The 17026-nt window shown below is 67.6% G+C and carries 9 protein-coding genes; 5 read left to right on the forward strand and 4 right to left on the reverse strand.

Features of this window, described 5'->3' with window-relative positions; translation table 11 throughout:
• The first annotated feature begins 236 nt into the window (after positions 1-236).
• The gene (locus tag IEV99_RS13530) at positions 237-887 is read left to right on the forward strand and encodes an alpha/beta hydrolase (RefSeq protein WP_188518300.1); all 651 of its coding nucleotides are present in this window, start codon (positions 237-239) and stop codon (positions 885-887) included.
• A gap of 211 nt (positions 888-1098) precedes the next feature.
• Positions 1099-2361, forward strand: a complete 1263-nt coding sequence (gene tyrS, locus IEV99_RS13535) for a tyrosine--tRNA ligase (protein WP_188518301.1) — start codon at positions 1099-1101, stop codon at positions 2359-2361.
• 177 nt (positions 2362-2538) lie between these two features.
• On the opposite strand, the gene IEV99_RS13540 is transcribed toward tyrS, so the two are convergent.
• Positions 2539-5946, reverse strand: coding sequence for an AsmA-like C-terminal region-containing protein (locus tag IEV99_RS13540; RefSeq protein ID WP_188518302.1), 3408 nt, complete (start codon positions 5944-5946; stop codon positions 2539-2541).
• 136 nt (positions 5947-6082) lie between these two features.
• Between IEV99_RS13540 and bcp the strand changes: the two genes are divergently transcribed.
• Complete coding sequence (bcp, locus tag IEV99_RS13545; RefSeq protein WP_188518303.1) at positions 6083-6553, forward strand: thioredoxin-dependent thiol peroxidase; 471 nt, start codon at positions 6083-6085, stop codon at positions 6551-6553.
• A gap of 80 nt (positions 6554-6633) precedes the next feature.
• Entirely contained in the window at positions 6634-8013 is a 1380-nt protein-coding gene (locus IEV99_RS13550; protein ID WP_188518304.1) for a peptidoglycan DD-metalloendopeptidase family protein, read from the forward strand.
• Between the two features lie 81 nt (positions 8014-8094).
• Here IEV99_RS13550 and prfB read toward each other — a convergent pair.
• The 3 genes from prfB to IEV99_RS13565 form a co-directional block, all read right to left on the reverse strand.
• Positions 8095-9223, reverse strand: a protein-coding gene (prfB, locus tag IEV99_RS13555) for a peptide chain release factor 2 (RefSeq protein WP_188518305.1) whose coding sequence is annotated in 2 segments (ribosomal slippage) — positions 8095-9153 and positions 9155-9223 — 1128 coding nt in all. Because the reading frame shifts where the segments join, the coding sequence is not laid out codon by codon here.
• Between the two features lie 126 nt (positions 9224-9349).
• On the reverse strand, positions 9350-11755 hold the full coding sequence (locus IEV99_RS13560; RefSeq protein ID WP_188518306.1) for a penicillin-binding protein 1A: 2406 nt from the start codon (positions 11753-11755) through the stop codon (positions 9350-9352).
• 311 nt (positions 11756-12066) lie between these two features.
• Positions 12067-13317 carry an N-acetylmuramoyl-L-alanine amidase gene (locus IEV99_RS13565; RefSeq protein ID WP_188518307.1) on the reverse strand — a complete coding sequence of 417 codons (1251 nt, stop codon included), beginning with the start codon at positions 13315-13317 and terminating at the stop codon, positions 12067-12069.
• A 682-nt stretch (positions 13318-13999) separates the two neighbouring features.
• On the opposite strand from IEV99_RS13565, the gene IEV99_RS13570 reads away from it, so the two are divergent.
• Entirely contained in the window at positions 14000-17026 is a 3027-nt protein-coding gene (locus tag IEV99_RS13570; protein ID WP_188518308.1) for an Rne/Rng family ribonuclease, read from the forward strand.

Raw genomic sequence — 17026 nt, forward strand, 5'->3', positions numbered from 1 at the left:
AAACGCCATCTGTAAGCAGCAGCAAAGGCTTGCAACCGCCCCCGGCGCTTGTGCTACAAGCGGCCTCCCACAGTGGGGACAGGTCGAACGGAATATCTCCGTTCACCTTTGTTCCACTGTTAGAATTATTCTAACAGAATTGTGGGCCGACAGCGCCTTGGAGTCAAGCCGAGGCGGCGCGCCAGACGCGCCCGAGCTGCGGCCCCGTTCCGCGTTCAAAGCAGAGGTCGAAGCCCATGCCTGAGGTCATCTTCAACGGTCCCGCCGGCCGCATCGAAGGCCGCTACCATCCGTCGAAGACCAAGGGCGCCCCCATCGCCATCGTGCTGCACCCGCACCCGCAATTCGGCGGCACGATGAACAACCAGATCGTCTACGCACTGTATTACGGCTTCGTAGAGCGCGGCTTCTCGGCCCTGCGCTTCAACTTCCGCGGCGTCGGCCGCAGCCAGGGCAATTTCGACCACGGCCAGGGCGAGCTCTCGGACGCCGCAGCCGCGCTGGACTGGGCCCAGGCCATCAATCCGGAGGCCCGCGCCTGCTGGATCGCCGGCATCTCGTTCGGCGCCTGGATCGGCATGCAGCTCCTGATGCGCCGCCCCGAGATCGAGGGATTCATCTCCATCGCGGCCCCGGCCAATCGCTTCGACTTCTCGTTCCTGGCGCCCTGCCCGTCCTCCGGCCTCTTCGTGCACGGCTCGCAGGACCGCGTCGCGCCCATCAAGGACGTCATGAGCGTCATCGAGAAGGTGAAGACCCAGAAGGGCATCCAGATCGAGCACCAGACCGTGGAAGGCGCCAACCACTTCTTCGAGAACAAGACCGAAGACCTGATGGGAGTCGTCGGAACCTACCTGGACAAGCGCCTCGGCCCGAAGGAGGGCTGAGCCGGCACGCCCGGGCTTTGGCAACGCCGTCATTGCGAGCCGAAGACGAAGTAATCCAGCCTACCAGCCCCATGTCAGGCTGGATTTGTTCGCTGCGTCCGCGACGACCAGGAGCCGCGCCTTTCAATGATAAGCGCCACGGGCGGGCGAGCCCTCCCGTCTTGCGCCGCTGCGCCTCTCCCCCTAAACCTCCGCCCGCGAGAGGTTTCCAATGTCCGACGATTTCAAGCCCCAGTCAGAATTCCTGCGCACGCTTCTTGAGCGCGGCTACGTGCACCAGTGCTCCGACTATGCGGGGCTGGACGCGCTGGCCGCCAAGGGCGAGGTGACGGCCTATGTCGGATACGATTGCACCGCCCCGTCGCTGCATGTCGGCAGCCTGATTTCCATCATGATGCTGCATTGGCTGCAGCGGAGCGGCAACAAGCCCATTCCGTTGATGGGCGGCGGCACCACGCGCGTCGGAGATCCCTCCGGCCGGGATGAGACGCGCAAGCTGCTCACCCCGGAGCAGATCGAAGACAACAAGGACGGCATCAAGCGCGTGTTCGCGCGCTTCCTCCAGTTTGGCGAGGGCAAGACCGACGCGGTGATGATCGACAACGCCGAGTGGCTCACCAAGCTCAATTACATCGACTTCCTGCGCGACGTTGGCCGGCATTTCTCGGTGAACCGCATGCTCTCGATGGATTCGGTGCGCATGCGCCTGGAGCGGGAGCAGGAGCTCTCCTTTATCGAATTCAACTACATGTGCCTGCAGGGCTACGACTTCGTCGAGCTCAACCGGCGCGCCGGCGTGAACCTGCAGATGGGCGGCTCCGACCAGTGGGGCAACATCGTCACCGGCATCGATCTCGGCCGCCGCATGGGCACGGGCCAGCTCTACGCCCTCACCTGCCCGCTGCTGACCACATCTTCCGGCGCCAAGATGGGCAAGACGGCGTCCGGCGCGGTCTGGCTCAACGAGGAGCAATTGTCCGCCTACGACTACTGGCAGTTCTGGCGCAACACCGAGGACGCCGACGTCGGCCGCTTCCTGAAGCTCTACACCGTTCTGCCGCTGGACGAGATCGCCAGGCTGGTCGCGCTGGGCGGGGCTGAGATCAACGAGGCCAAGAAGGTTCTCGCCACCGAGGCCACCGCGTTGATGCATGGTCGCGAGAAGGCCGAGCAGGCGGCCGAGACGGCCCGCCGCACCTTCGAGGAAGGCGGCGCGGCCGAGACGCTGCCCTCGTTCGAGGTGGACCGCGCCGAGTTCAGCGCCGGCCTCGGCGTGTTGTCGGCCTTCGTGAAGGCCGGGCTGGTGCCCTCCACGGGCGAAGCTCGCCGGCAGGTGAAGGGCGGCGGCCTGCGCGTCAACGACGTCGCGGTGGCGGAGGAACGCGCGACCCTCTCGGACGCCGACCTCAACGCCGACGGCGCGGTGAAGCTCTCCTTCGGCCGCAAGAAGCATATGCTGCTGCGGGTGCGGTGAGCCTCGCGACCCAGGCTGCGACGTAGATTTATCGTCTGGTCGTCATCCCCGGCGACCTGCGCAGCAGGCCGGGAAGAGGGCGCAGGGGCAAAGGCGCGCGCCTCTGGATCCCCGTCCCGCGGTCTTGGCGCGCCGGGAACGACGGATTATCGCGCTCGCAAATGAAGGTCGTAGCGCCTAGCGCTCCGAAATGGCAGGCGGTGTCGGGGCCGAGCCCGTCACCTCGCCCGGTCCCATCACGCCGAAGAACTTGCGCAGGAAGCCCGGCGCCACAGCCGAGAGCGGGTTGATCGACACGGTCGGCTGGCTCGCCTTGCCGGCAATGCGGAAGTTCACGGCGAACAGGCCTTCGTGCTGGCCGCCGCCCAGTATCGGCCCGACGATCGGCACCTGGTTGATGATGTTGTTGAGCCCGTAGGCGGGCACGAAGGTGCCGGAGAAGTCCGCCTTGTCGCGGTTGAAGTCCATGTAGCCTTCCAGCGTGCCGCCGACCGACTGGCCCCACATGGTGGCATCCCGGATCGCGAGCTTGCCGCCGCCCACCGAGAAGCCGGATTTCAGCTTGGCGAACGACACCTCGTTTTGCTGGTTAGGCGCGCTGCGGGCGAGCGCGGGCTCGTTCTGCAGCACGAAGCGGTTCACCACTAGCGTGCCGCTCATCTGCGGCGCGGCCCCGGTGAACTGCACCAGCATCGCGCCGCCCTGCATCTTTCGGTAAATGTCGAAGAAGCGGAAAAACGCGCCCGCATTGCCGCTCTCGATCACGACGCCGAGCTTGCCCGTCTCGTCGCGAGCGAGTTGGCCAGACACCGGCGCCGCGCCGAACCGGGCGGCGAGGCGGAAATCCTTGTAATCCCCGGCGCGAATTCCGATGCGCCCATCCACGGCGGAAAGCGACTCGCCGTTCAGCCCCACGATGGTCTGCGCCTTGAGGTCGAGGTCGAAGTCGCCTGGCCCCCCCATCGGGCTTGCGCCCGGCGCCATCAGGGCTTTCAGGATTGGGCGCGCGTCCACCGAAGCACCGCGTAGCGAAACGCGGGACGATGCGCCCTGGCGTTCATAGTCGACCCGCATGTCGTCGCCAGCCGAGATCTTGAGCGCCGAGAGCTTGGCGGCCACGAGCCCGCCGTCATTCGAGACCCGCAGAACGCCCTTTGCCGAAACCGGGCCCGAGCCGTCCAGCACGAATTCGTCGAGGGTGCTGCCGTCAGCGTCCGTTTCGAGGCGGAACGACGCTTTGGCGGCCTTGCCGGGCGTCTTCACCCAGCCCGGCAGCAGGTCGACGATGCTGGCGCGGGTCAGATCCAGCTCCACCTTCGGGGCGGCTTTGGGCTGGCCCATGTCCTTCAGCGAGATGCGGGCGTCGACGGGGCCCACCACCTGCGGCAGCTTGATGCCCCGACGGGCGCGTGCGGCGTCATCCAGCGTCAGCGTAACGATGCCCTCTCCGCCTGCCACGCCGGCCGGCTGGCGCATGTCGAATTGCGCCGGGCTGCCGCCGATCTTGCCCTCGCCCTTGATGACGATTCCGGTCTTGTCGTTGAGCAGCGTGAGGTTTGCGCCCTCGAGCCGCTCCTTGCCGAAGAGGTTGTCGCCGGACAGGCCCGTGGCTGCGCCCTGCACCTGCACGACAACATCGGCGGGCTGCACGTCGGCCTGCTGCGGAAACGTAATGGACGCCTTGAGGTCGACGTGCCCTTTGGCGTTTGCGAGTTCCAGCGGCGCGGGCACGAATGGCCGCAACGCTTCGGCCCGCAAGGCGGCCAGGGTTGCGTCCGCGGTTCCGGAAGCGTCGAACGTCACCTTGGCGACAGTCGGGCGCGCCGCCGTGTCGGCCACGTCGTAGCGCCCGTTGGCAAGCACGAGCGGCTGTCCCTGTCCGACTGCCGCCACTGCGCGCTTCACGGAAACCGAGACCGTCTGGCCGGTGACGCGGCCCACGGCCTCGATCTCGGACAGCATCGGCATGCCGGGCGCCGGGCGCATTGTCGCGCCTGAAACGGTGGTCTCAAGCATGACGGCTTCAACCGGCACCGGCCTCTTGGCGAGGGCGTCGGCCAGAACGGCAGGCGACATCGCGGTGCTGTAACGAAACGCCTGCACGGTTCCGTCCTGGATCGCCCCGACCATGTAGGCGCGCACATCCGCAGCCGCGAAAGTCGGCCAAAACGCCAGTACGGTCCGCACCGGCATGCGGCTGGTGGTGACGAGGTCGAGCTTCAGGCCCTCGAACCCGTCGGCTCGGCCGAGCACGCCTGTCAGCTCGAGCCCCACGGCCGGCCCCGCCAGCGCAAGCTTGTCGATAGCGATGCCGCCGAACCCGATCGGAATGCGCGCGCTGAGCGCCCCGGTCTCGATCGGAATGGATTTCTCCTTGGCGCCTTCGCCGGCCAGAACGGCTCCCGATGTGGCGAGGTCGAGCCGCCACATGTCGCCATTGTGGGCTGGGGGCGTCAAAGCGCCCGAAACGCGGAACCGGGTTTCGCCTGCGTCGACGTCGAGCCCGCGAATCACGGCCGAGCGGCGCGCCGCATCCCATCCGAAATCGCCTTTGACCTGGTCCACAAACATCGGTTCGGCGTCGGGGTCGTCGAACAGCAGCATGGCCTTGCCGCCCGTGATGCGGCCATCGAGCCCCGCCACCGTGTTGTCCGCCCCCAGCGTCAGGCGGACGCTGGCGTTGATGGGCATGTCGGTGAAGACCGGGATCGCGCCCGGCTCCGCGATGCCGAGCAGGTCGGACACGGCGAGCTTATCGGTTTCGAGTCCGATGACGCGCTCCTCGCCCTTGCGGCCCTTGAGGCTGAGGGAGGAGGACCATGGCCCGGAGGGGCCGTTTGCGGACAGCGCCAGACGGCTCTCGGCATCGTTTACGCGCACATAGCTGAGCGCCAGCCGGTCATAGACCAGCGTATGGCCCCGCCGGCGATCATTGACGCGCAGCCGCCCCTCGCGCACGCCGGCCCGCTCGATCACGCCGATCGGGCCCAGCTGCGCGGACAGGGCGTCCAGGATCGAAGCCGGGCCGAAGCTCGCGTCCGTCGGTTGCACCGGCGTGGAGAAATCAGGTCCGTCCGAGCCCGACGCGGACACGGAAACGGACCCGTCCGGGTCGATCGTCAGCGCCACTGCAAGGCCCACGAAATCGATGTGGCGAGGGACCAGCCTGCCCAGCGCCAACGAGCCGATGTCGAATCCGATCTCGGCTTCCGGCGCGGCCACCACGAGGTTGCCCCTCCCGTCCCGGATCGTCACGCCGGTAACGGAGAGGATCGGCGCGTCGGTCCATTCCAGCTGCGCGTGCTGGACGTCAACGTCGTAGCCGTTGCCGAATTGCTGCTCGAGCGCGACCGATACGCGTTCGGCGAAGCTGTCGAACGAGAGCGGCCCCTCCTTGAGGCGCCAAGCCAATCCGCCGAGCGCGATGGCGGCAAGCAGAACGAGGCCGGCCACGCCACCCAGCATGATCGCAAGAATGCGTCCTCCACGGCCACGCTGGCCGCCGCCGCTGGCGCGGTCGCGCGCCGGCTTGCGCCGGCAGGCCCGCGTGACACGGCGGGCTATGGGGGTTCCCTCAACGGCCATTCAGGATCGTAGCGCCTGTTCTCTCGCTTCACAGCGTCTGTCTGGCCGGCATGGTTCCGTCGCCGGCGGGAATCATCCGGCGCGCCGGTTCGGTCGTAAGGTAAGAGTCATGCCGATTCGACGAAAGGAAGGCGACATGCCGGAAAATTTGCAGGTGGGTAAAGCAGCGCCGGACTTCACCCTGCCGCGTGACGGGGGCGGCTCGGTCTCGCTGGCCGATCTGAAGGGCAAGAAGCTGGTGCTGTATTTCTACCCGAAGGACGACACCTCCGGCTGCACCAAGGAGGCAATCGCCTTCAACGGCATGCGGGCCGACTTCGCGGCAGCCGGCGCCGAGATCCTGGGCGTTTCAGCCGACAGCGTCGCCAGCCACGACAAGTTCAAGGCGAAGTACGATCTTGGCTTCCCGCTTGCCTCCGATGAGGAAAAGAAGATGTTGGAGGCCTACGGGGTCTGGGTCGAGAAGAGCATGTATGGCCGCAAATACATGGGCATCGAGCGCACCACGGTGCTGATCGACGCTGATGGCAAGGTCGCGCGCGTGTGGGACAAGGTGAAGGTCCCGGGCCACGCCGAAGAGGTGCTCGAGGCCGTGCGGAAGGCCTAGTTCTCCCGTCCTTTGCGGATGATTAACCTTAATCCTTTTCAATGCTCGCGGGGCCCAGTCTCGGCCCTGCGAGGTTCGCAATGGCTTTTGAGTCTCCCAACGGGTCCGGCCACCTCTCACCCAGGCTCGTATTCGCCGTCGAAAGCCGTGCCGGCGCCCGGCGCATCGAGGTCAAGCGCGGGGTCGCGGTCGCCGGCTCGGCAGTGGCGGGGCTATTCCTGCTCTGGTCGGTGGGCGCGACGGCCTATATCGCATTTCGCGAGGACATCCTTGGCGGCCTCATGTCCCGCCAGACTCAGATGCAATACGCCTATGAGGACCGCATCGCGGCGTTACGCACCAGCATCGATCGGCTCACCAGTCGCCAGTTGCTCGACCAGGACTCATTCGAAGGCAAGGTCCAGGAACTGATCGCCCGCCAGGCGCAGCTCGAGAACCGCCAGGCCGTGGTGGCCTCGCTGGCGACGCAGTTCGAAGCCCAGGCGAAAAACTCCCCCGTCGAAACCGCGCGGAGCGGCGCCTCGCTCCCGCCCGTCCTTTTCGCCCCCAAGGCTCAGGGTGGCCCGCTGCCAGCCGGATCGTCGGCCTTCGCGCCGGTGGACGCTGAGAAGCCCAAGCCCTCCGTGGAGCCCGCCCCGGCTCTCGACGCCATGCCGTTGCGCGGCACCAGCGCGGACGCGCGGCCCAAGGCGCCGCCGGCCGACGCCGCCCGAACCGCGTCCATGTTCCCCGAAGCCGGCTTCCTCAAGAGCGGCCCGGTGCAGAACCAGCTCTCGGCCTTGGGCGCCAAGCTCGCCCGGCTGGACGCCAACCAGTTGCAGGCCCTGTCGCGCATGGAAGCCCAGGCCAGAGCCACCACGACCCGCTACCAGTCGGTGATTTCTGACCTCGGCCTGCAGCCGAGCCGGTTCGAGGCATTCGCGTCACAGGGCGGCCCGCTGGTTCCCGTGCGGGCGGGTGCAGGCGCGGGCCCGTTCGAATCACTGGCCGCCCGCCTCCAGGGAACGCTGGCGGACGGCGCCCGCTTCAAGCGCGTCGTCGACTCGCTGCCGGTGCGCCGGCCTCTGAAGTCCGAGATGGATCAGACATCCTCGTTCGGATACCGCACCGACCCGTTCACCCGCGGCCTCGCGCTCCATACGGGCGTTGACCTGCGCGACGAGGCCGGCGCTGCGGTGCGCCCCACCGCGCGCGGCGTCGTCACGCTGGCGGACTGGAACGGCGGATACGGCAACATGGTCGAGATCGATCATGGCGCCGGCATCGTCACCCGCTATGCGCATCTCTCGGCCATCCTCGTCTCCGAGGGCCAGGAGGTGACGCCCGCGACCGTGATCGGTCGCGTCGGCTCGACCGGCCGCTCCACCGGGCCACATCTGCATTACGAGACTCGCATAGACGGGCAGCCGGTCGACCCGGTGCGCTATCTGCGGATGGCCGCCCGGCTGGGCCCGCTCTGACGGAGCGCTAGATCCGAAGGATTGCTTAAACGAAAAAAGCCGGCGAAAGCCGGCTTTTCCTTGTGGGGCGCGAAGCCAACGTCAGTCGATGTCCTGCACCTCTTCGCCGCCGCCATACACGCGCTGCGCCAGCGCAGCTTCCATGAACGGGTCGATCTCGCCGTCCAGCACATCGCCTGGGCTTGTGGACTGCGTGCCGGTGCGCAGGTCCTTCACGAGTTGGTAAGGCTGCAGCACATAGGAGCGGATCTGGTGGCCCCAGCCGATGTCGGTCTTCGACGCGGCTTCGGCGTTCGCCTTCTCCTCCCGCATTTGCAGTTCCCGCTCATAAAGGCGGGCGCGCAGCATGTCCCACGCCTTGGCGCGGTTCTTGTGCTGTGAGCGCTCCTGCTGGCAGGCCACCACGATGCCGGTTGGGTTATGCGTGATGCGCACCGCCGAATCGGTAGTGTTGACGTGCTGTCCGCCAGCGCCTGACGACCGGAAGGTGTCGATGCGGCAATCGCTTTCCTTGATGTCGATCTGAATGCGATCGTCAATCACGGGATAAACCCACACGGACGCAAAGCTGGTGTGCCGTCGCGCGTTGGAGTCGAAGGGCGAGATGCGCACGAGCCGGTGCACGCCGGATTCAGTCTTCGCCCACCCATAGGCGTTGTGGCCCTTGATCAGGAGCGTCGCGCCCTTGATGCCCGCCTCTTCCCCATCCGCGATGTCGACGATCTCGACCTTGTAGCCCCGCCGCTCCGCCCAGCGCGTGTACATGCGCATCAGCATGTTGGTCCAATCCTGGCTCTCGGTGCCGCCGGCGCCGGAGTGGACTTCCAGATAGGCGTCGTTCTGGTCCGCTTCGCCGGAGAGCAGCGTCTCGATCTGCCGGCGGGCCGCTTCGGCCTGCACGTTGCGGATCATCTGCTCGCCCTCGCCGACCGCCGAAGGATCGCCCTCGGTCTCGCCAAGGTCGATGAACATCACGGCGTCATCGAGCTCGCGCTCAAGCCGCGAAATGGAGCCGAGCCGGTCTTCCAGATCGGTGCGCTCGCGCATCACCTTCTGGGCCGCGTCGGCGTCATTCCAGAGATTGGGGTCTTCGGCCTTGGCGTTCAGCTCCGCCAGGCGACGCGTTGCTGCGTCGAAGTCAAAGATGCCTCCTCAGCAGTCCCACGGACTGCTTGGCGGATTCGAGCAGAGATTCGATCTCGGCGCGCATGAAACTCTCTTGCTGGATGGAGACGCGGCCTTGCCGCGCCCGGAATGGTGAAGCGCGGCCGGGGCCGCGCTTGCTGGCGGATAGGTAGCGACGTGGGTCGCGGGTGTAAAGACGGCGAGACCCGGCTCAGTAGAGCCCGCCGGTCCCCGCCCCCACCGACTGGCCGCCCTCGGCCGCGCCGCCGCCGGAGCCGATCACCGAGAAGGTGTCGGGCGGCGCCGTGCCGGGCTTGAACGCCTCCAGGATGCCGCCCTGGTCGTTGGTTCCGGCGCGCAGGCCCGTGGAGCCAGCGACACGGATCAGCTTAATGCCGGGCGGCACGCGGAACGGCGTCGCGGGCTTGTCGGCCAGCGCCACCTTCATGAAGTCGCGGAAGATCGGGGCAGCGTATTGCCCCGCCGTGGCCGAGTTGCCGAGCGAGCGCGGTTTGTCGTAGCCCATGTAAACGCCCACCGCGAGGTCCGGCGAGAAGCCCACGAACCACACGTCCTTGGCGTCATTGGTGGTTCCTGTCTTGCCGGCGAGCGGCTTGCCGACTTCCTTCACGACTGTGGCGGTGCCGCGCTGAACGACGCCTTCCAGCATCGAGACGACCTGATAGGCGGTGAGCGGGTCGAGCACCTGCTCGCGCTTGTCGATCAGCTTGGGCTCGTTCTGACCGGCGAACTTTTCCGAATCGCAGCCCACGCACTGGCGCTCGTCGTGCTTGAAGATCGTGCCGCCCCAGCGGTCCTGGATGCGGTCGATCAGCGTCGACTTGATGCGCTTGCCGCCGTTCACGAACATCGAATAGGCCGTCACCATCCGCATCACGGTGGTTTCGCCGGCGCCCAGCGACATGGCCAGCACCGGCAGCATGTCGTCGTAGACGCCGAAGCGCTTGGCGTATTCGGAGATCAGCGGCATGCCGACGTCCTGCGCCAGCCGCACCGTCATCAGGTTCTTGGAATGCTCGATGCCGTAGCGCAGCGTGTGCGGGCCACCGGACTTGCCGTCATAGTTCTCAGGCCGCCAGATCTCCTGGCCCGGACCCATGTCGATCTCGATCGGCGAATCCATCACCACCGAGGACGGCGTGTAGCCGTTGTCGAGCGCCGTCGCATAGACGAACGGCTTGAACGACGAGCCCGGCTGCCGCATCGCCTGCGTGGCGCGGTTGAACTTCGACTGGTCGAACGAGAAGCCGCCCACCATGGCCAGAACGCGGCCCGTGTACGGGTCCATCGCCACCAGGGCGCCCGAGATCTCGGGCAGCTGGCGCAGGCGATACTGCCCGCCCGCGACCGGCTCCACATACACCACGTCGCCCGTGGCGAAGAGCTGCCGGACAGGCTTGCGTGTCCACTTCGCGCCCTCGTTGTTCAGGATCGCGGTTTCGCGATCGCGCTCGAGTTGGCCAGACGGGTCGCGCTTGGGCTGGAGGCCGAGCCGCGCCGTGTCGCCGTTCACGTCGAGCACCACGGCGAGCCGCCAGGGCTGGACGTCGCCCAGCGCCGGAACCTCGCCCAGCGGCGGGCCCCAGTCCTTGCCGGTGATCTCGAGCCGCTGGATCGCGCCGCGCCAGCCATGCGCCTCGTCGTAGCGCACGAGGCCGTCCGCGAGCGTCTTGCGGGCGACGAGCTGCAGCTTGGGGTCCAGCGTCGTGCGGACAGAGAGGCCGCCCTCGTAAAGCTTCTTTTCGCCGTAGCGATCGGCCAGCTCGCGCCGCACTTCCTCGGCGAAGAAGCCCGCCATGTAGGAGTTCGGCGACAGCTGCCGCGGATTGACGTTGAGCGGCTCCTTCTTGGCCGCCACGCCGTCCTCGCGCGACACGTAGCCGTTCTCGACCATGCGATCGACGACGTAGTTGCGGCGCTCGATGGCGCGCTCGCGGTTGCGGAACGGGTGCAGGTCGCTGGGCGCCTTGGGCAGCGCCGCCAGGTAAGCCGCCTCTGCGAGCGTCAGCTCATGCACAGACTTGCCGTAATAGTTCAGTGCAGCGGCGGCGACGCCGTAGTTGCCGAGCCCGAGGTAGATCTCGTTCATGTAGAGTTCGAGGATCTTGTCCTTGGTGTAGGTGCTCTCGATCCGCAGCGCGAGCAGCAGCTCCTTGATCTTGCGGTCGAAGGTCTGCTCGTTCGACAGCAGGAAGTTCTTGGCGACCTGCTGGGTGATCGTGGAGGCGCCCTGCGGCCGCTGGCCCTTGTCCTTCTTGATCAGGAACACGGCAGCGCGCGCGATGCCCTCGGGGTCAACGCCCGGGTGCTTGTAGAAATTCTTGTCCTCGGCCGACAGGAAAGCCGCCACAACGAGCTTCGGCACCGCCTGAATCGGGATGAACATGCGCCGCTCGCGAGAATATTCGGCGAGCAGGCTGCCGTCGCCCGCATGCATGCGGGTCATCACGGCGGGCTCGTGATTGGCGAGCTGCGTATAGTCGGGAAGGTCCTGCGAATATTTCCACAGCACGAAGCCGACGGCGCTGGCGCCGACGATGAACAGGATCGCGCTTGCCGTGAACAGGAAGCCGATCAGCCGAAGTACATACCGCATGCGTGGCGTCGTCCGCTTTCGTCCTGGGGGCCGGTCGCTCGGACCAGCTCCGCCACGGCCTGACTGAACGAACCCGCCCAGCACCGGCCTGCCTCATCTCTCACGCAACCGAACAGGCGGCCTTGTGGCCGGTCCTTCTCACGAGGACGAGGTTGCGCCTTCAGCCCCGGACGCAACCAAAGCCCACGCCCCCCGGGCGGGCCCCTGTCGAGCGCCAATCTACACGCAGCTGCGCCTCGCCGCATCCCGAAACGGAACGCAGGCGCACCCTGCGGCCGCACTGTGTTGAAAACGCGACGACCTTACGGATGTCAAGGAAGAACAGGGGCGCCTTGCTGGGCGAGGCGGGGGGCCAGGAACGCCGTGATGGCGGCCGAAATCGACTCCGTCGCCTTGTCGCGCCAAGCGTCGGCAGTGAGGAGCTCGACGTCGCTCTTGCTGGACAGGTAGCCCAGCTCCACCAGCACGGACGGCACGTCGGGCGCGCGCAGCACCCAGAACCCGGCCGAGCGGTGGGGATTTTTGTTGAGCCGCGCCGCGGCCGTCATCTTGCCGACCAGAGTGCGGGCGAAGAGGTGCGAGTAGGTCCGCGTCTCACGCCGGGTGAGGTCGCCCAGAATGCCGGCCACTTCCTCTGCGCCCACCTCGGCGTCCACGCCCGCGACGCTGTCGGCCTTGTTTTCCGATTCGGCGAGTCGCGCCGCCTCGGCGTCCGAGGCCCGGTCCGAATTCGTGTAGACCGTGAGCCCACGCACCTCCGGGCTCGCCTGCACGGTGTCGGCGTGGATGGAGACGAACAGGCTGGCGCTGTTGTCCTGCGCGATGCGCACCCGGTCGCGCAGCGAAATAAAAGTATCGTCCTCGCGGGTAATCACCACCCGGTAGCGGCCATTGCGCTCGAGCTTCACCTTCAGGTCGCGGGCGAAGGCCAGGACCACGTCCTTCTCGACCGTATGCGCGACCCCGATCGCGCCCGTGTCGATGCCGCCATGGCCCGGATCGAGCACCACCACGGGACGTTTGTCCGCGCCCGCCCGAGGCGCCGGCGTGGTCGGCTCCGGGGAGGACGCCCTGTCGGCCGCGGCCGTGCGGGCGAAGACGTCGCGCTCGGCCTTTTTCAGGTCCAGCACCAGCGCGTTCGCGGCGCCGCCCATCAGGCTCTCGTTGGCGACCCGCACAGGCAAGGCCGGCGATGCGAGGTCGATCACCACGCGCGACCGTCCCGGGCCCATCATGCCGTAGCGAAAGGACTTCACGAGTCCCCTCGCCTTGCGGCCGGCGTCGGCCGGCATCTGGAAATTCACCTCGGGCAGGTCGATCACGAGCCTGTCGGGCTTCTCCAGAACCTTGACCGAAGGCTCCACCGCTGACGACAAAGTGAAGGTGAGCCGCGTGGCGCCTTGGTCGCCCGCAACCTGCGCATCGATCGCGACGGGAGCAGGCGTTTTCGGCGCCGGCGATTGAGTCTCGGCCGCGGCGGCGCCGGCCGCCGGAAGCGCAAGAAGCAGCGTCACGCCCCAGAGGGCTGCTCGCGTCAGGCGTTTCCAACGAGTGCCGGGCATTCCATGGTCCTGTTCGCGCAACGACGCGGCCGTGTTCGTATCCCGTTCATAGGCTATAGGGCGATTGAGGTTAACCAATCCTCACGACCCCGATCTGGTTTCCGCCCGGCGAGTGGCGGGGGCGACACACTCGTATAAATGCTTGCCAGATTCGGGTTTTCGCCTTTATGAGAAAAGGGTCACGTCTCTCCGTCGCCCGCGGGAGCGCCTCGGCAGAGAGGCTTTGCGCGGGAACCGGTTCTTGGCGCCGAGGCTTTCGCCGAAGCGCGCCAGTTTTTCCGGCGACAACCTCAGCGACGTGGCGTCAGAGCCTCGCATGCGGTTTTCCGGTCGAGGCGCCACGGCCGACAACAGCGCCCTTCCCAAGGTCCGCCTCCGTTCGTCGGCCCCCGAAAAAAGGTACCGAGGTCGTGGCGTGAGCAGTGTGCTCCGGACCCGTCGAGAGCTTCAGACCGCGGTCGTCGCAGGACGCCCGCCGTTTCTCCGTCGGATTCGCCAACGGCCCCTTCTTTCCAGCGCATGTTCAACCCACGCCGGCCTCCGGCGCAAACTGAGCGCTGATCCCCGTTCCGTTCGTTCTCTCGTCGCCCCGTTTCCGCCGCCGTCCGTTGTGGACGCACGGCTCTTCTTGCTTGCGACGAGACTGATCGGTCCACGGGAGCAGCGCCAATGAGAGATCCTCATGGCCAACAAGATGCTCATCGACGCCTCGCACCCGGAAGAGACCCGGGTCGTGGTGGTCCGCGGTAATCGCGTCGAAGAATTCGATTTCGAGTCCGCCAACAAAAAGCAGCTCCGCGGGAATATCTATCTCGCCAAGGTGATCCGCGTGGAGCCCTCGCTCCAGGCCGCTTTCGTGGACTACGGCGGCAACCGCCACGGCTTCCTGGCCTTCAGCGAGATTCACCCCGACTACTACCAGATCCCGGTCGCCGACCGTCAGGCGCTGATCGAGGAAGAAGCCCGCCACGAGCGCGACACTGACGAGGCCGAGGAAAACGGCCGCCGCAATCGCCGCCGCGGCAAGGGCGGCAAGCCGGCCCGCCGCTCCGGCGGCCAGCACGGCGACGCCACCGTGACCGAGGATGCGCCCGTCGTCGACGTCGACGCCGCCAGCGCGGTCGGCGCGCAGGAGGAAGCCTCGGGCGGCTCGCACGAGAACGATGCTCACGAGCAGGATGCGCACGAGCACGAGGGTCACGAGGCCGTTGATCCGTCCGCCGCCACCGAGGAGCCCCCCGTCCGCAGCGAAAGCGAGCAGGACGAGGCCTCGCACCACGACGACGGCCGTGACGATCATAACGATGACCATGGCGACGACGAGCACGCCGAGGGTGACGAGAACGGCGAGCCCCGCCATGTGATCGAGCAGGTCGGCGCCGGCGACGCGCTGGAAGAGCTGCCGGAGCGTCCGCGCGCCTCGCGCCGCCAGTACAAGATCCAGGAAGTCATCAAGCGCCGCCAGGTGCTGCTCGTGCAGGTCGTCAAGGAAGAGCGCGGCAACAAGGGCGCGGCGCTCACCACCTACCTGTCGCTGGCGGGCCGCTACTCGGTCCTGATGCCCAACACCGGGCGTGGCGGCGGCATTTCCCGCAAGATCACCGACTCGGTGGACCGCAAGCGTCTGAAGGCCGTCGCCCAGGAGCTCGAGGTTCCGGAGGGGATGGGCGTCATCCTGCGCACGGCCGGCGCCTCGCGCACCAAGACCGAGATCAAGCGCGATTTCGAATACCTGATGCGCCTGTGGGAGACCGTGCGCGAGCTGACGCTGCAGTCGTCGGCCCCGGCGCTCACCTATGAGGAAGGCTCGCTCGTCAAGCGCGCCATCCGCGACCTCTACAACAAGGACATCGACGAGGTGCTCGTCGCCGGCGACGGCGCCTACAAGGACGCCAAGGACTTCATGCGCATGCTCATGCCGAGCCATGCCAAGAACGTGAAGCCGTACCGCGACGTGCAGCCGCTCTTCGCCCGCTTCGGCGTGGAGGCGCAGCTCGACGCCATGTTCTCTAACCAGGTGACGCTGAAGTCCGGCGGCTACATCGTCATCAATCAGACCGAGGCGCTGGTCGCCATCGACGTGAACTCGGGCCGCGCAACGCGCGAGCACAACATCGAGGACACGGCCACCAAGACCAACTGCGAGGCGGCCGACGAAGTCGCCCGCCAGCTTCGCCTGCGCGATCTCGCCGGCCTCATCGTGATCGATTTCATCGACATGGAGGAGAACCGGAACAACCGCACGGTGGAGCGCCGCCTGAAGGACGCGCTCAAGAACGACCGCGCCCGCATCCAGGTCGGCCGCATCTCGCCCTTCGGCCTCATGGAGATGTCGCGCCAGCGCATCCGTACAGGCGTGCTGGAAGGCTCCACGGTTCCGTGCCCGCACTGCGCGGGCGCCGGCATCGTGCGCGCCACCCCGTCCATCGCCCTGCATGTGCTGCGCGCCGTGGAAGAGATGCTCATCAAGAGCAACTCTCACCACCTGTTGGTTCGCACCGGCACGGACGTATGCCTGTACATCCTCAACCAGAAGCGCAGCCACCTGCGCGGGTTGGAGGACCGGTTCGGCGTCGACATCACCATCCTGGCCGATGACGCGCACACCAGCGGCACGCACGCCTTCGCGATCGAGCGCGGCGAGCTGATCACCAACCCGCGCCCCATCGTGATCTCGCCCGTGATCGTCGACAGCGTCGACCTGGACGACGAGGTCGAGGATGACATCGAGGACGAGGTCGAGGAGACCGAGGACGACGAAGCCGTCGCCGACGTCGAGGTCCGCGAGGATCGCGCGCCGCGCCAGGATCGTGGCCGTCGCGAGCGCGGCGGACGTGGCGACCGGGCGCCGCGCGAAGGGGGCGAGCGCGCTCCCCAGGAGCGTGGCCCCGCGCCGGAGCGTGGGCCTGCGCCCGAGCGAGACGAGTTGCGCGCCGAATCCGACAGCGAGGGCGGACGCCGCAGGCGTCGGCGCCGCCGTCGGCGTGGCGGACGCGGCGGCGAGGGCCGGCCGGAGGTCTACGGCGCCGATGGCGCCCCGATGCCGGTCGATGCGCCCCAGCCCGAGGTGACGGGCGCGCCCTTTGGCGGCACGCACACTTATGAGCCGGCCAGCGTCGCCGACGACGCCACCACGCAGGACCTTGCCATGAACGAGGCCGAGGCCGGCCTCACCGTGCCGTCCTCCGACGAGGAGGCCAATGGCCGCCGCCGTCGCGGACGTCGGGGCGGACGTCGCCTGCGCGGCGATCGCGCCGAGGATGCCGGGACCGATGCCCCGGCGTCGAGCGCCGAGGACGAGTCGCTGACCCTGGCTTCCGAAGCCGCCGTCGCGGACGAAGCCGTGAGCGAGCCCGCCGTCGAGGCGCCCGCCAAGCCGGCCCGCAAGCCGCGCGCCCCGCGCCGCACGAAGGCTAGCATCGCGGCCGAGGCCGCCGCCGCCGCCGAAGCCGCGGCCTCAGCGCCCGACGCCGCCGAGGCTCCAGCCGAAGCATCGCCGCCAGCCGCGCCCGTCGTCGAGGCTCCTGCCCCGGCGCCTGCCATGGCGGCCGCCCGAGCTCCCGAGCCTGTGGTCGCCGCCGCCGCCCCCGAGCCGCAGCCCGAGCCCGAGCCCGTCACCACCGAACCCGTGGTGTTCGGCGCCGAGCCCGCCGCGCCCCGCAAGGCCGGCTGGTGGGCCAAGGCGAAGTCCGCCATCTCGGGCGGCTGA

Origin of the sequence: Alsobacter metallidurans, from assembly GCF_014636935.1 — a bacterium.
Lineage (GTDB): Bacteria > Pseudomonadota > Alphaproteobacteria > Rhizobiales > Beijerinckiaceae > Alsobacter > Alsobacter metallidurans.

Excerpts from the sequence above, each read along its gene's own strand:
- IEV99_RS13530 (WP_188518300.1), top strand. The coding sequence starts at position 237 with ATGCCTGAGGTCATCTTCAACGGTCCCGCCGGCCGCATCGAAGGCCGC.
- tyrS (WP_188518301.1), top strand. The coding sequence starts at position 1,099 with ATGTCCGACGATTTCAAGCCCCAGTCAGAATTCCTGCGCACGCTTCTT.
- IEV99_RS13540 (WP_188518302.1), bottom strand. The coding sequence starts at position 5,946 with ATGGCCGTTGAGGGAACCCCCATAGCCCGCCGTGTCACGCGGGCCTGC.
- bcp (WP_188518303.1), top strand. The coding sequence starts at position 6,083 with ATGCCGGAAAATTTGCAGGTGGGTAAAGCAGCGCCGGACTTCACCCTG.
- IEV99_RS13550 (WP_188518304.1), top strand. The coding sequence starts at position 6,634 with ATGGCTTTTGAGTCTCCCAACGGGTCCGGCCACCTCTCACCCAGGCTC.
- IEV99_RS13560 (WP_188518306.1), bottom strand. The coding sequence starts at position 11,755 with ATGCGGTATGTACTTCGGCTGATCGGCTTCCTGTTCACGGCAAGCGCG.
- IEV99_RS13565 (WP_188518307.1), bottom strand. The coding sequence starts at position 13,317 with ATGCCCGGCACTCGTTGGAAACGCCTGACGCGAGCAGCCCTCTGGGGC.
- IEV99_RS13570 (WP_188518308.1), top strand. The coding sequence starts at position 14,000 with ATGGCCAACAAGATGCTCATCGACGCCTCGCACCCGGAAGAGACCCGG.